At 40.6% G+C, this 14,874-nt stretch carries 11 protein-coding genes, 1 riboswitch and 1 other annotated feature; of the genes, 8 read left to right on the top strand and 3 right to left on the bottom strand.

What is annotated here, in order from left to right; all coding sequences use genetic code 11:
• Positions 1–33: 33 nt before the first annotated feature.
• Positions 34–1,446 carry an aminopeptidase gene (locus TSYNT_RS03735; RefSeq protein ID WP_059031853.1) on the bottom strand — a complete coding sequence of 471 codons (1,413 nt, stop codon included), beginning with the start codon at positions 1,444–1,446 and terminating at the stop codon, positions 34–36.
• A 127-nt stretch (positions 1,447–1,573) separates the two neighbouring features.
• Positions 1,574–1,702, top strand: a riboswitch (FMN riboswitch).
• A 67-nt stretch (positions 1,703–1,769) separates the two neighbouring features.
• On the opposite strand from TSYNT_RS03735, the gene TSYNT_RS03730 reads away from it, so the two are divergent.
• The 4 genes from TSYNT_RS03730 (at position 1,770) to TSYNT_RS03715 (ending at position 5,848) form a co-directional block, all read left to right on the top strand.
• Positions 1,770–2,357: an ECF transporter S component gene (locus TSYNT_RS03730; RefSeq protein WP_059031851.1), complete on the top strand. Its 588-nt coding sequence runs from the start codon at positions 1,770–1,772 to the stop codon at positions 2,355–2,357.
• 83 nt (positions 2,358–2,440) lie between these two features.
• A complete protein-coding gene (locus TSYNT_RS03725; RefSeq protein ID WP_059031849.1) occupies positions 2,441–3,322 on the top strand; it encodes a hypothetical protein in 882 nt (293 codons plus the stop codon).
• 75 nt (positions 3,323–3,397) lie between these two features.
• Positions 3,398–3,705, top strand: a binding site (T-box leader).
• 236 nt (positions 3,706–3,941) lie between these two features.
• Positions 3,942–5,297, top strand: coding sequence for a TrpB-like pyridoxal phosphate-dependent enzyme (locus tag TSYNT_RS03720; RefSeq protein WP_059031847.1), 1,356 nt, complete (start codon positions 3,942–3,944; stop codon positions 5,295–5,297).
• A 38-nt stretch (positions 5,298–5,335) separates the two neighbouring features.
• Positions 5,336–5,848: a tryptophan transporter gene (locus TSYNT_RS03715; protein ID WP_059031845.1), complete on the top strand. Its 513-nt coding sequence runs from the start codon at positions 5,336–5,338 to the stop codon at positions 5,846–5,848.
• Between the two features lie 74 nt (positions 5,849–5,922).
• On the opposite strand, the gene TSYNT_RS03710 is transcribed toward TSYNT_RS03715, so the two are convergent.
• On the bottom strand, positions 5,923–8,040 hold the full coding sequence (locus tag TSYNT_RS03710) for a Tex family protein (protein WP_059031843.1): 2,118 nt from the start codon (positions 8,038–8,040) through the stop codon (positions 5,923–5,925).
• Positions 8,041–8,065: 25 nt separating this feature from the next.
• A complete protein-coding gene (locus tag TSYNT_RS03705; protein ID WP_059031840.1) occupies positions 8,066–8,797 on the bottom strand; it encodes an HAD family hydrolase in 732 nt (243 codons plus the stop codon).
• Positions 8,798–9,192: 395 nt separating this feature from the next.
• Between TSYNT_RS03705 and serC the strand changes: the two genes are divergently transcribed.
• The 4 genes from serC to TSYNT_RS03685 all read left to right on the top strand — a co-directional run bounded on the left by serC (position 9,193) and on the right by TSYNT_RS03685 (position 14,735).
• Positions 9,193–10,284 carry a 3-phosphoserine/phosphohydroxythreonine transaminase gene (gene serC, locus TSYNT_RS03700; protein ID WP_059031839.1) on the top strand — a complete coding sequence of 364 codons (1,092 nt, stop codon included), beginning with the start codon at positions 9,193–9,195 and terminating at the stop codon, positions 10,282–10,284.
• A 356-nt stretch (positions 10,285–10,640) separates the two neighbouring features.
• Positions 10,641–11,792: a homocitrate synthase gene (gene nifV / locus TSYNT_RS03695; RefSeq protein WP_059031837.1), complete on the top strand. Its 1,152-nt coding sequence runs from the start codon at positions 10,641–10,643 to the stop codon at positions 11,790–11,792.
• An 11-nt stretch (positions 11,793–11,803) separates the two neighbouring features.
• The gene (locus tag TSYNT_RS03690; protein WP_059031835.1) at positions 11,804–13,741 is read left to right on the top strand and encodes an aconitate hydratase; all 1,938 of its coding nucleotides are present in this window, start codon (positions 11,804–11,806) and stop codon (positions 13,739–13,741) included.
• Complete coding sequence (locus tag TSYNT_RS03685; RefSeq protein ID WP_059031832.1) at positions 13,734–14,735, top strand: isocitrate/isopropylmalate dehydrogenase family protein; 1,002 nt, start codon at positions 13,734–13,736, stop codon at positions 14,733–14,735. The genes TSYNT_RS03690 and TSYNT_RS03685 overlap by 8 nt, the downstream gene beginning before the upstream one ends.
• The last annotated feature ends 139 nt before the right edge of the window (positions 14,736–14,874 follow it).

The following is a 14,874-nucleotide window of genomic DNA, read 5'->3' as shown; positions in this document are numbered from 1 at the left end:
AAAGCCCCTGCGTAAAAAGCAGGGGCTTTAAATCTATGCCTCGATTAAAAATGCTTTGTAGGCTTTTACAGCCTCATATAAGTCGGCTTTGCAGGAAATTTCCCAGGGTGCGTGCATGTTATGTAAAGCAATGCCTGCATCAATTACCTCCATGCCGTAATTTGCTAAAATGTAGGCGATAGTACCTCCTCCACCCTGATCCACTTTGCCAAGCTCTGCTGTCTGCCAGCTAACGTTGTGTTTTTCCATTATAGCCCGAAGTTGTGCAATAAACTCAGCATTGGCATCATTACTGCCGCTTTTTCCCCTTGACCCTGTGTATTTGTTAAAAACGATACCCCTCCCGAACCTTGAGGAATTGTTCTTTTCCATCACCTCGGGGAAATTAGGATCGAAAGCGGCATTTACATCAGATGATATCATCTTTGAGTTGCTCAGGGCCCTTCTTACAGTAAGTTCGCTGTATTCTCCCAATAAATTTGCAATCTCTGCTACGGCGTTTTCAAAGAATCTGGAGTGCATACCGGTGGCCCCCACACTTCCGATTTCCTCTTTATCTACTAAAAGAGCAACACAGGTTTTTTCAGGTTTTTCAACCTGCATTATAGCTTCGAAAGATGTATAAGCACATACCCTGTCATCTTGGCCGTAAGCCATAATCATGCTCTTGTCTATCCCGTAATGCCTTGCCTTACCTGCGGGCACTACTTCTATTTCCGCAGATACGAAGTCTTCTTCTTTAATCCCATATTTTTCGTTTAATATCTGCAAAATATTTTGTTTTACTCTATTCTTGGCTTTTTTATCTTTAATTGGGATACTGCCCACAAGGATATTTAGGTTCTCGCCGTCAATACCATCGGCTAAAGTCTTTTTCATCTGATCCTTTGCAAGGTGAATCAGCAAATCCGATACGCCAACAACAGGATCGTCATCTTCTTCTCCGATTACCACATTTATACGGGTCCCGTCTTTTTTTACTATAACCCCGTGCAGAGCAAGAGGAAGAGTAACCCACTGGTATTTCTTAATTCCGCCATAATAATGAGTCTCAAACATCGCAAGGTCTGTGTCTTCATAAAGCGGATTTTGTTTTAAATCTAGCCTTGGCGAATCGATATGCGCCCCGATGATATTCATTCCTTCTTCTAACGGTCTTTTGCCTATTACAAATAAAGCGATAGTTTTGCCCATAACTTCTGCATATATTTTATCTCCGGGTTTTAGCAGTTTTTTCTGCTCGATAAATTCTTTTATATTTTTGTAACCGGCTTTTTCTGCGACAGTGCGGAACTCATCTACGCACTCTCTTTCTGTTTTGCAGCGAGATATAAAGTTGATATACTTTTCGCCCAGGTCAAAAACCTTATCTAGTTCTGCCTTGCTATACCTGTCCCATGCATTTTCATATTCTTTTTCAAGAGGTGACTTTTTTGCTTCAGCCATCATATTCCCTCCAAAATTTTTATAGTAAATCGTAAGTATTATTTTATCAAACTGTGAGCCTTTTCACAATTCCTTATTGACAACAGCAAAGAGCAGTGTTATCATGGAGTTAGTTAAAAAAACCGGATATAATCTTCGGGGCAGGGTGCAATTCCCGACCGGCGGTAATGCGGCAGGTGCCGTTAGCCCGCGAGCGAAAGCAGACATCGGTGAGATTCCGAGGCCGACAGTAAAGTCTGGATGGAAGAAGATTGATTTTTTGTGTGAAGCGGATTCCCCAAGATTATATCTTGGGGAATTTTTAAATTTACGGAGGGTGTTCTATGAGAAAAAGCGAAGTAAACAAAATGTCGAGACTTGCTATGCTTGCAGCTCTATCAATACTTTTAATGTTTTTGGTAAGATTTCCCCTTATTCCGGCAGCCCCTTTTCTAGAGTATGAACCGGGCGATATACCCGCCCTTATAGCAGCGTTTTTATTCGGACCTGCCGCAGGCGTTCTGGTAACCCTTGCAGTATCAATTATACAAGCCTTTACGGTCAGCGCCGGAAGCGGTTGGATAGGGGCCATAATGCATTTTATAGCCACTGGAACGATGGTTGCGGTTGCAGGATATATTTACAAAAAAATCCATACACAAAAGGGTGCGGTGATTGCGCTTATTGCAGCATCAATCAGCATGACACTTGTAATGATACCCCTTAACCTAATCTTTACTACAAAGTTTATGAATGTGCCAATGGAAGCCGTAAAAGCCATGATTGTGCCGATTATAATACCTTTTAATTTACTGAAAGCATCCATAAATTCGACCCTTACTTTTCTAGTTTACAAGCCTATAGGCAGAGTTTTAAGAGTTGAACTTGAACCGGTAAAACCGGTAAAATCCGCAATGGAAGAGACAAGATAGTTTAAGGAAATTCATAAGTCCGTATATCTTCTCTCGGATTATGTGATATAATCAGCATATAGAATGCGGGGAGGAGATAATACATGAAACGGTTTTTAGGAATTTTAACAGCCTTTTGCGTCTTGTTGACAGCTTTTGGTTTTACAAATCTTGCTATGGGGGAAGAGAGCTCTACAGCACCTTCTGAACAAATTTTGCAATCGCAAAGTGAACAAGTCTTAGAAAAACTTGACTCAAGAAGGATTAAAAAATATAAGCTGCCCCAGGAAAATATATTTATTCTCAAACAAGAAAAAGCAGATGTAAACGGTGATGGCAAAGAAGAAACGGTATATTTTCTAGGTCAAAAATTCGAGGACTCAGATATCTATATGGAGCATGTATACATCTTAATAGAAAACCTAAAAGGCCGCGGGTATTTGATAAAACTTCCCGAGGACGGCGATGGTGGCTATACTCCCGATGCTGTGCTGGCGGATATTACAGGCGATAGCGTGCCTGAAATAGTTATTTCACTTCCTACCGGCGGCAGTGGCGGTATAATAAACTATTATATTTACACAGCAAAAGATGATAGGCCCCGACTGATTTTCAACTCCCAAAGAGATATTGTAAATGTTTCAGGAAACTTCGATGAAAATTATAAAGCAAAGATTTGTATAAAAGATCCTAACGGAACCTATGATATCCAGACATTGCTAGACCTAAAAGACCGCAAGGAAATATATGACGAACTGGGTCTTTACAGCGACGGGAAGCTTCAAAAACCCGGCACTGAAATAATGCCTTATCCCTATGGCCTTATAAATGTTAAGGATTTAGACAATGATGGGGTATATGAGCTGGAAGCCTACCAGAGTGTAAGAGGTATCGCCGGGGCAGATTCTATTGCCGAAATTATTACTCATTGGAAGTGGGTAGATAACGCCTGGGTTGTTACCCGAATCGGCATCGAAAAAGAATAAAATTTTAATTTTAAAAAAACGAAATGAAGTTGACATACATTTATAAGTCATGATATAATTATCCTTAATCAAGTCGGAAATTCAGTGATGGGAAAGAGTAGCTTTGGCAGAAGGTCGAAGAGAGCCGCCGGTGGTGGGAGTGCGGCACCGAAAGTCATAGTGAATGGGTCCCGGAGAAGGCAAGGCGAAATAGTTTAAGTAGCTTTGCACGGCACGTCCCCCGTTAGCAAAGGACAGGATATCGCGATAATATCGCTGTATCTGATAAGAGTGAGTTTTACATTGAGGTGGCAAGCATTTCATCCTGAAGATGAGATGCTTTTGTTATATACACCCGATGTAAAGCTAATTTGGGTGGCACCACGGAAGCAACCGTCCCTGTAGTAGGGACGGTTTTTTTATATTCTTCGGTTTGAGGTGATGGATATGACATGAAAGCGCAAGATTAATACAAAATCAGCAGAAATTTATCAAGATGTCATAAATCTTTCTAACCCCTGCTTGCCGCATATAACAAAAATCTGTAAAAATATGAATTGTGACTCCTTATCTTTAAATCACTATTATTTTATAAGTTAGATAAAATAAATAAAATTATCTATTTGAGGTGATGAAGGCAATGAAAAACGAAGATACAAAAATATTACTTGAAGAAAGCGAAATTCCAACAAGCTGGTATAATATTCAGGCAGATATGCCGACCCCATTAAAACCTCCGCTTAGCCCTGCCACAGGAAAACCTGCGACTCCTGAAGAGCTGGGAGCAATATTTCCTGAGGAAATCATAAAGCAAGAAATGAGCACAGAGCGATTTATAGAAATACCTGAAGAGGTTAGAGAATTATACAGATTATGGAGGCCGTCTCCTGTATATAGGGCACACAGACTGGAAAAAGCTTTGGATACCCCGGCTAGAATTTACTTTAAATATGAAGGAGTAAGTCCTGCCGGAAGCCATAAGCTAAACACCGCTATCCCCCAAGCCTACTACAATAAAAAACAAGGGATAAAACGGCTTGCAACCGAAACCGGAGCAGGGCAGTGGGGAACAGCGCTTGCCATGGCTTGCAAGTTCTTTGATATGAAATGCTCGGTTTACATGGTTAAAGTAAGTTATGAACAAAAGCCCTATCGGCGCTCGATAATGCAGCTTTTTGGAGCAGAAGTATTTGCAAGCCCCACAGATAAAACAGATGCCGGCCGCGCTGTGCTGAAAGAACATCCGGATTCACTAGGAAGCTTAGGTATTGCAATAAGCGAAGCAGTGGAAGACGCAGTGAAAAATTCCGATACGAACTATGCTTTAGGCAGCGTGCTAAACCACGTAGTTCTTCACCAAACAGTAATTGGTCTTGAAGCTAAAAAACAAATGGAAAAAGCAGGCTACTATCCGGATGTAATAATAGCATGTTCCGGCGGCGGCAGCAATTTTGGCGGAATTGCCATGCCTTTTGTACATGACAAAATAAAGGAAGGCAAAAAGGTCCGCATAATTGCGGCAGAACCTACTGCATGTCCAAGTCTTACCAAAGGTAAGTTCACTTATGATTATGGCGATGTGGCTCATTTGACTCCAAAGATGATGATGTACACCTTGGGAAGCGATTTTGTTCCACCTGGAATCCATGCAGGCGGTCTGCGCTACCACGGAGCATCGCCTCTTGAAAGCCAGCTTTTGCATGATGGATTTATTGAGGCTGTTGCCTATGACCAGCAGGATATTTTTGAAGCAGCAGTGCTTTTTGCGCAAAACGAAGGGATTGTACCGGCGCCTGAGTCGGCTCATGCTATAAAGGCAGCAATCGATGAAGCCTTAAAAGCCAAAGAAGCCGGAGAAAAAAAGACGATTTTATTTAACTTAAGCGGTCATGGATATTTCGATATGGCATCTTATGACAATTATCTTTCGGGTAAACTGCAAAACTCCAGTTTGCCTGATAAGGTCTTACAGGAAGCTTTAAGCAAGTTAGACTAACAGGTTTTTAAAATAAATCACGATTTGGAGGAAATATTATGAAATTAAGAGATATGATTTTGACATCGCTTTTGATAGCAATTGGATTGGTGCTTCACTATATAGTTCCACCTATTATGGGAGGAATGAAACCTGATTTTCTGCTGTCAATGCTATTTGTAGCCCTTTATATAGACAGCAGCCCGAAAAATGCTGTGCTTGCAGGCATACTCGCGGGTATATTTTCCGCTTTGACCACCGGTTTTCCCGGAGGCCAAATAGCAAATATGTGCGACAAAATTGTTACGGCATTTGCTGTTATAGCAATGATAAAGGCATTTTCACATCTTAACCAAAATGCAGCAGTAATAATTACAGCAATTATTGGAACTATAATAAGCGGCACGGTCTTTTTAGGAACAGCTCTTTTTGTGGTGGGAAGCCTGCCGCTTGCTTTTCCGGTGCTTTTTACAACAGTGGTTCTGCCGGCAGCGGCAGTAAACACCATTGCTACTTTTATATGCTATAAAGTGGTAGCATCAATGCAAAAATCGGCGCTGCATAAAGCATAGGTAAATCTTATAGGGCAGCCGGGATATCCCGGCTGCCCTAAGTCTTTTTTTATTATGGTGTTTTATTTTTGCAGTTATAATCCTTTCATCGTAAGGCTTATCCTTCCCCTTTCTTTGTCCGCGGATAACACCTTAACTCTTACCACATCTCCGACACTTACCACATCAAAAGGTGAACGCACAAAGCCATCAGAAAGCTCCGATATGTGGCAAAGACCGTCCTGATGAACGCCGATATCGATAAATGCTCCAAAGTCTGTTATATTACGCACACTGCCTGTTAAAACCATGCCCGGTTTTAAGTCTGAAATTTCCAGCACATCAGTGCGAAAGATGGGGGCGGGAAGTTCTTCACGAGGATCACGGCCCGGCTTTTTAAGCTCTGACAGGATATCCCTTAGGGTAGGGATGCCGATATCAAGATTCGAAGCCATTTGAGCAATTTCATTTTCAGAAAAACTTTTTGTTTTAAGTTCCTCTAAAGTATAAAGCTTCATAATCTTTTCAGCTATATCATAACTTTCGGGATGAACAGCAGTATTATCCAAAATATTGCTGCTTTCCGGTACGCGAAGAAATCCTGCGCACTGCTCAAAGGTCTTTGGTCCCAGTTTTGGCACCTTTAAAAATTCCTTTCTTGATTTGAACATGCCGTTTTCTTCCCGATATTTTACAATATTTAAAGCAATAGATGAGCTGACGCCGCTTACATAGCTAAGAAGAGAAGGAGACGCAGTATTTACATCTACTCCTACAGTATTCACACAGTCTTCTACAACAGCTGATAATTTTTCTGAAAGCCGTTTTTGATTTACATCATGCTGATATTGGCCGACACCAAGTGATTTTGGGTCTATCTTTACCAGCTCTGCCAAAGGGTCTTGAAGGCGCCGCGCAATGGAGACAGCTCCCCTAAATGAAACATCCAGGTTCGGAAATTCTTCGGTTCCAAGTTTTGACGCAGAGTATACCGAAGCGCCTGCCTCACTTACAATGACATAAGAAACAGGTCTTGAGCTTTCCTTTAAGATTTCCGACAGGAATTTTTCACTTTCCCTGGAAGCAGTGCCATTTCCCAATGAAATAACATCAACCTGGTACTTTTCTATTAAATCTAAAATAACCTTTTTCGATTCATCAAACTTATTCTGCGGCGGAGTGGGATAGCAGACCGTGCACGCTAAAAGTTTTCCGGATGCGTCTATTATTGCAATCTTACAGCCGGTTCGATACGCAGGATCAAACCCCATTATTATACGGCCTTTTACAGGAGGCTGAAGAATTAAGTGTTTGAGATTTTTAGAAAATGTAGAAAGCGCCTGTTCCTCGGCTTCTTCTGTCAGCATATTTCTGATTTCCCGTTCTATTGAAGGCCAAATAAGCCGCTTATAGGCATCTTCAACGGCGTTTTCCATAAGATTAGAGGTAGGCGAAGACTTCTTTATATATTCGGCCTTTATTATTTCTATAATTTCATCATCGGGAACCGAGATTTTTACCTGAAGATATTTTTCCTTTTCGCCACGGTTTATTGCAAGGATTCTATGTGAGACGATTTTTTGCACAGGCTCCTTAAAGTCGTAATACATCGAGTAAGTTGACGTCTCATCGGTAAGGCCTGTTGTCTCTATAATTCCTTTTTTACAGGCTTTATCCCTTATGAGCTTGCGAATTTTCGCATCATCTGAAATAGTTTCAGCAATAATATCAAGGGCCCCTGTTAAAGCCTCATCACAAGTTGAAACACCTTTTTGCGGGTCTACAAAGGATGCGACAAATTGTTCATCAACTACATTTTCTTGGGATAAGATTTTTATTGCCAGAGGCTCAAGCCCTTTTTCCCTGGCGATAGTAGCCCTGGTTCTTCGTTTAGGTCTAAAGGGCCTGTAAATATCTTCTATTTCCTGAAGAGTTAGAGCCCTATCAAGGCTTTGCCTAATTTCCGGTGTAAGCTTTTCCATTTCCTCTAGAAGCCTTGCAACTTCAGTCTTTCTTGTTTCAAGATTTCTAAGATAGGAAAGCCGATCTGAAAGCAGGCGAAGCTGTTCGTCTGACAGACCTCCGGTTGCCTCTTTTCGATACCGAGCTATAAAAGGCACCGTATTTCCGCTATCTAGAAGTTCAACGGCTGCCGCAACTTGTCTTTCTTCTATATTTAATTCTTGAGCTAAAGCTTTTATGATTTTTTCCATACTAACCTCCTGCTTATATGCGAGCCTAAATATCTAATATCTCAACTTCAGGCGTTGTCCTGTATATTACATCTTTTCGCTCTATGATAATTTTAGCTTTTTTTGAAAGATCTTCATCTTTTTTTATAGCTTGAAGCAGTTTTTTGACAGGATTGACGGCAACGGGATTGCCTACTATTTTGAGCATTGAAAGGTCTCCTGTGGTGTCTCCGTATGCAAAACTCTTGTCCAAATCCACCTGATATGAGCATACAAGCTGATTTATAGACCTTTGCTTATTTTCCGAATCCCACATACTGAGAACTTCGCCTGTGAAATTATTGTTTTCGTCTACAATATATTGAGTTGCTTTATATGCTGTAACCTTATATTTTTCAGCCATCTTCTCCACAAGAAAATCAGGAGCGCCGGATATAAAAAATATCATATGCCCCTCCTGCCTATGCCAGTTAATCCTTGATCTGGTATATCGATAGACCTTATCCCAGTTCATATTTATTACCTGACTTGCCACAAATTCAATATAGGATTTATTTATACCTCTAAGTTCTTTTACATAAATTTTTACCAATTCATCCATATAATCATTAAAATCCCCGTAGCGCTTTTCCCATTCAGAATAGTAGTCCTTAAGACGGCCGTGCCAAACACGAGGGTCTATTACTTCATACTTTATTAATTTTTTAAAATGCTCAATCATGAGAGAATTTCGAAAAAGTGTGCCGTCAATGTCAAAAAATGCCGCTGTGTTGGCCATATTCTTCCCTCCTTTGAAATTGTCGTCGGAAACCTTAAAAATATCCTTGTCTACCAATATTATATCATTTTAATAAAATAAGACACCAGTAAGAATTAGTCTATCGACAGAAGGATGATTTTTGATAATAAGTATAATAAAAAGTAAGGTGAAAAAATTAGCAAAAAACAGTTAAGGAATTTTAATAGTTAAAAAATCCTTTTTGCAGTATAATAAAGTTATATATGAAGGGTATGTTGGAGCAAGTGGTATTATTGATGAAGTTTTCTTAATACAAAAAGAGGAAAAGTAAAATTGTTATAGAATATATTAAGTTAAACTTTTGCATTCAAGGTTGCCTACTTCAACACTTGATATGAAAGTAAAACAAAGTAGAAAGGATTGGAGTGTTATAAATGGATTACAACAGAATTTATAATTTTTCAGCCGGTCCCGCCATGATGCCTACACCGGTGCTGGAAGAGATTGCTAGTGAAGTGTTAAACTACAGAGGATGCGGTATGAGTGTTATGGAAATGTCACACCGCTCTGAGGTTTTCCAAACTATCATGGACGAGGCTGAAGCGGATTTGCGTGAACTAATGGACATTCCTGATAATTATAAGGTATTGTTCATTCAAGGCGGCGGCACACTGCAGTTTGCAATGGTGCCTATGAACCTTATGAAAAACGGTGTTGCCGACTATATAATAACCGGTGCATGGTCGGAAAAAGCCTATTTGGAAGCTAAGAAATACGGAAAAGTTAACGTGATTGCAACAAGTAAAGATAAAAACTACACATATATTCCAGATTGCTCGAATCTGCCGGTTGATCCTAATGCCGATTATGTGTACATCTGCGAAAATGAAACAATACACGGCACAACCTTCAAAAAGCTCCCGAATACCAAGGGAAAGATATTGGTTACTGACCAGTCGTCAATGTTTCTATCTAAACCCTGCAATGTTTCAGATTATGGGTTAATCTTTGCCGGCGTACAAAAGAACGTTGGCCCGGCTGGCATGGCAATAGTGATAATCCGCGAGGATCTTATTCGCGAAGATTTGGACGAAAAAGTGCCTACATACCTGCGCTACGATATACACGCAAAAAGCGGTTCTCTGTATAATACGCCGAACTGCTGGAGCATATACGCTTGCGGCAAAGTTTTCAAATACCTTAAAAATATCGGCGGACTTTCTGCTATGCAGAAAATAAATGAAGAAAAGGCTGCTATTTTATATAATTTTCTTGACAAGAGTAAAATGTTCCACGGCACAGTGGAAAAGGAATACCGTTCATTAATGAATGTGACCTTTGTGACAGGAAATAAAGAACTTGATGAAAAAGTTGTTGCGGCAGCCAAAGCGGCCGGCTTTGATAACTTGAAAGGACATAGGAGCGTCGGCGGCTTACGTGCATCTATCTATAATGCCATGCCTAAGGAGGGCGTTGAGGCTCTCGTTGCATTCCTTGAAAAATTCGAGAATGAGTATAAGGCATAACATAAATTTTCATGAAATCCATGAGGCGGATTTAGCAAACATCGCAGGTGCTGATTTTTCCAAGAGATTTATGACTTTAGGACGGATAAATAAGATCATCGCTTTTACTAAAAGATGAGTTGTTGCACAACAAGTTTAGGATAAAGATAAAAAGCCTGAAACCTTAGATATGTATGAGGTTCAGGCTGTTTTTTTAAGTAGTTTTGTGCAAAAGTTAAGAAACAAGATCTCATTAGTCATGACCTTATTAATTGGTGTCAAAAATGCAAAAATAAAATTGCAAAAAAGTATTGACGAAATCCAGGTGAACAGGTATAATTGTATACAATTATACAAAAAGCCAGGGAGGAATAAAAATGACAGAAAAGGATCGGAAGATATATATTGTTGATACGACTTTGAGGGATGGGGAGCAGACAGCGGGAGTAGTTTTTGCAAATAGGGAAAAAATCCAAATAGCCAAGATGCTAGATGAGATAGGTGTAGACGAGATAGAAGCAGGTACTCCGGTAATGGGTGGAGACGAAAAAGAGGCAATTACGGCTATTGCAAAACTAGGGCTCAATGCACGCATAATGGCTTGGAACAGAGCCGTAATAAAGGACATACAAGAATCACTTCGATGCGGAGTAGGAGCTGTTGCAATCTCCATAGCAACTTCTGATATGCATATAAAAGATAAGCTGCATTCTACGAGGGAAGAAGTTTTAGAAAAAATGGTAAAAGCAGTAGAATATGCTAAAAAAGAAGGCGTATATGTTTCAGCTAATGCAGAAGATGCAAGCCGCAGCGACGAGGAATACCTGATTCAATTCATAAAAGCCGCAAAACAGGCCGGCGCTGATCGCATCAGGTACTGTGATACAGTAGGAATAATGACTCCTTTGGAGATATATGAGAGGATAAAAAGAATAAGGCAGGCAGTAGATATCGACATAGAAATGCACACACATGATGATTTCGGTATGGCTACAGCAAACGCGATTACAGGTGTTAGCGCAGGGGCTACTCATGTTGGCGTTACAGTAAATGGCCTTGGCGAGCGCGCGGGCAATGCGGCATTAGAGGAAGTTGTAATGGCGCTGAAACATCTATTAGGATTTGATATGAAACAGAATACAAGGAAATTCCGGGAGATTTGTGAGTATGTAGCAAAAGCTTCCGGCCGTGATTTGCCTTCATGGAAAGCTATAGTAGGAACAAGCATCTTTACCCATGAGTCGGGAATTCATGCAGACGGCGCAATTAAAAACCCGAAAACCTATGAAGTATTCGATCCTGATGATGTAGGACTTACAAGGCGTTTTGTAATAGGTAAACATTCCGGAACTGCAAGCATCAAAAAGAAACTTAGCGAATACAATATTAATATTGATGATGGCTTGGCAAATATCATTCTCGAAAGCGTTCGTAAAACATCAGTAGAACTTAAGCGGCCCTTGACTGACGCAGAACTTTTGAATCTATACTACGAGCATGTAAACAAAGATATTGAACATGCAATTTAGGAGGCTTGCAATTGGGACTTAATCTTACACAAAAAATCATCAAAGAACATCTAATTTCAGGATCAATGGAAAGCCAAAGCGACATTGAAATTGCCATAGATTCCACATTAACACAAGATTCAACCGGGACTATGGTCTATCTTCAGCTTGAAGCCCTTGACATCGATAAGATAAAAACAAAATGCTCAGTTGCGTATGTAGATCACAACATGCTGCAAACCGGATTTGAAAATGCCGATGATCATTTGTATATAAAGACCGTGGCGGGTAAATATGGAATACATTTTTCCCGCCCCGGCAACGGTATCTGCCATCAGGTGCACCTGGAGCGATTTGCAAAACCCGGGTGGACCCTTTTAGGTTCTGACAGCCATACCCCTACCGCAGGAGGCATCGGCAGCCTTGCCATAGGCGCAGGGGGGCTGGATGTGGCAGTTGCTATGAGCAATGCAACTTACTCAATGGTTATGCCTAAAGTATATAATATTGTCTTAAAAGGAAAACTAAATCCACCTGCTACCGCAAAAGACATAATCCTTTATATCCTAGGAAAACTTAGCGTAAAAGGCGGTGTGGGTAAGGTATTCGAATACTCTGGAGAAGGAGTAAAAACCCTATCAATTCCTGAAAGGGCAACCATAACAAATATGGGAGCGGAACTAGGAGCAACTACCTCTATTTTTCCATCAGACGAAAGAACCCTTGAATTTTTAAAGCTGCAGGGAAGAGAGAAGGATTTTGTAGAGCTTAAGGCAGATGATGATGCAGTATATGATGAAAGTATAACTATAGATCTTTCAAAAATTGTCCCAATGGCTGCATGCCCCCACAGTCCTGACAATGTAAAACCCATAAGCGAGCTGGAGGGCACAAAGATAACCCAGGTGGCTATAGGAAGCTGCACCAATTCATCTTATAGGGACTTGACTATAGCTGCTCGAATATTAAAAGGCAAAAAAGTTCATCCTGACGTGAGCTTAGTTATTTCTCCCGGTTCAAAGCAAGTTCTTACAAAACTTTCCATGTCGGGAGCACTAAAAGACCTTATAGACTGCGGAGCCCGAATTTTGGAGTGTGGCTGTGGGCCGTGTATAGGCATGGGGCAAGCACCGGAGACAAATGGCGTTTCCCTTCGCACATTTAACAGGAACTTTGAAGGAAGATGCGGCACAAAATCTGCCAAGGTTTATCTCGTAAGCCCTGAAACTGCAGCCGTATCTGCTATATATGGGAAGATTACAAATCCGACTATTTTGGGAGAAGATGTATTTAAAGATATTGAGGAATTTTCCTATGTAAATGACAACATGATACTGACTCCTGAGGAAAACCCATCAAAAGAAGTAATTAAAGGACCTAACATAAAGCCGTTTCCTTTAAATACTCCACCGGGTGATATAATTTCAAAAAAGGTCGTTCTAAAAGTGCAAGACAATATAACAACCGACCATATCATGCCGTCGGGAGCAAGCCTGCTGCCGTATAGGTCAAACGTGCCATATCTTTCTAATTTTTGCTTTTCGCCGATAGACCCGGATTTTGCTAAAAAGTGCAAAGAAAATGACGGCGGGTTTATTGTGGCAGGTGAAAACTATGGGCAGGGTTCAAGCAGAGAACATGCAGCGCTTGCGCCGCTATATCTTGGAATAAAGGCTGTATTTGCAAAGTCCTTTGCCCGCATACACAAAGCCAACCTTATAAACAGCGGAATTTTCCCGCTTATCTTTAAAAACCCGTCAGATTATGATGAAATAAATGTATTTGACGAAATAGAAATTAAGGATATAGCCGGCCAACTTAAGAATGGAAATACAATTATCGCAGCAGATAAAACCTTAGGCAAAGATATAGAGTTGGTTTTAGATGTTACCGAGAGAGAAAAAGAAATCCTGCTTTGCGGCGGATATATAAACTATATGAAGAGCAGGAGGGGAAAAAGCGATGCATAAAATAACGTTGATTCCGGGAGACGGCATAGGTCCCGAGATTACTGATGCTGTAAAGTCTATAATCGCCGCAAGCGGCGTAGATGTTTTGTGGGATGTGCAGGAGGTTGGGCAAAAAGCCCTTCAGATTTATGGAAATCCTCTGCCGGATGTTGCAATAGAGAGCATAAAAGCCAATAAAATCGCATTAAAAGGTCCTGTAACAACACAAATAGGCAAAGGTTTTAAGAGCATTAACGTTACCCTTCGCCAGACCTTTGACCTTTATGCCAATATAAGGCCGGTAAAGTCACTGCCCGGTGTAAAGACGCCTTTTAGCGATGTAGATATGGTAATATTTAGGGAAAACACAGAAGACCTGTATGCAGGAATAGAAAATGTAATAAATGAAGACAGAGTCGAAGCCATAAAGGTAATAACTCGAAAAGCCAGCCGTAGGATTGCTGAAAAGGCTTTTGAGTATGCGCGTCAAAATAACCGTAAGAAAGTAACGGCGGTACATAAGGCCAATATTATGAAAAAATCCGATGGTCTTTTCTTAGAGGAAACTCGAAGAACTGCCGATAAATACAGTGATATAGCCTATGATGAACTGATAGTGGACAATACCTGCATGAAACTAGTGCAGCAGCCGGAAAAATTTGATGTTATAGTTACGGAAAATTTGTACGGAGATATCATTTCTGATTTATGCGCAGGACTGGTAGGGGGTCTGGGAGTTGTGCCCGGTATGAATGTAGGCGAAGATTATATGATCTTTGAAGCAGTCCACGGCAGCGCTCCTGACATAGCAGGCAAAAATATAGCAAATCCTTTGGCTCTACTAATGTCATCAGTTGAAATGCTAAAAGTCATCGGCGAGACCCGGGCGGCAAATTCTATACAAACTGCGATTTATAAGCTTTTAGAAGACGGCAAACACCTTACTCCGGATTTAGGAGGTTCTGCCACTACTTCAGAAATGACACAAGAGCTTTGCAGGCTTGTTGCAAATTAAGTAAATACTCATCCCTTTTATATTTTCCCGGCATAATAGGTGCCGGGTTTTAAATTGTACAAAAAACCGCTTAAGGGCTTTGATCTGCATTTATTGCTGCATTCGCATGATTAATTGTTTATGGTATAATATAATGAAG

It is taken from the genome of Tepidanaerobacter syntrophicus (assembly GCF_001485475.2).
Taxonomy (GTDB): Bacteria; Bacillota; Thermosediminibacteria; order Thermosediminibacterales; family Tepidanaerobacteraceae; genus Tepidanaerobacter; species Tepidanaerobacter syntrophicus.
This window is presented reverse-complemented; position numbering and strand designations above follow the sequence as displayed.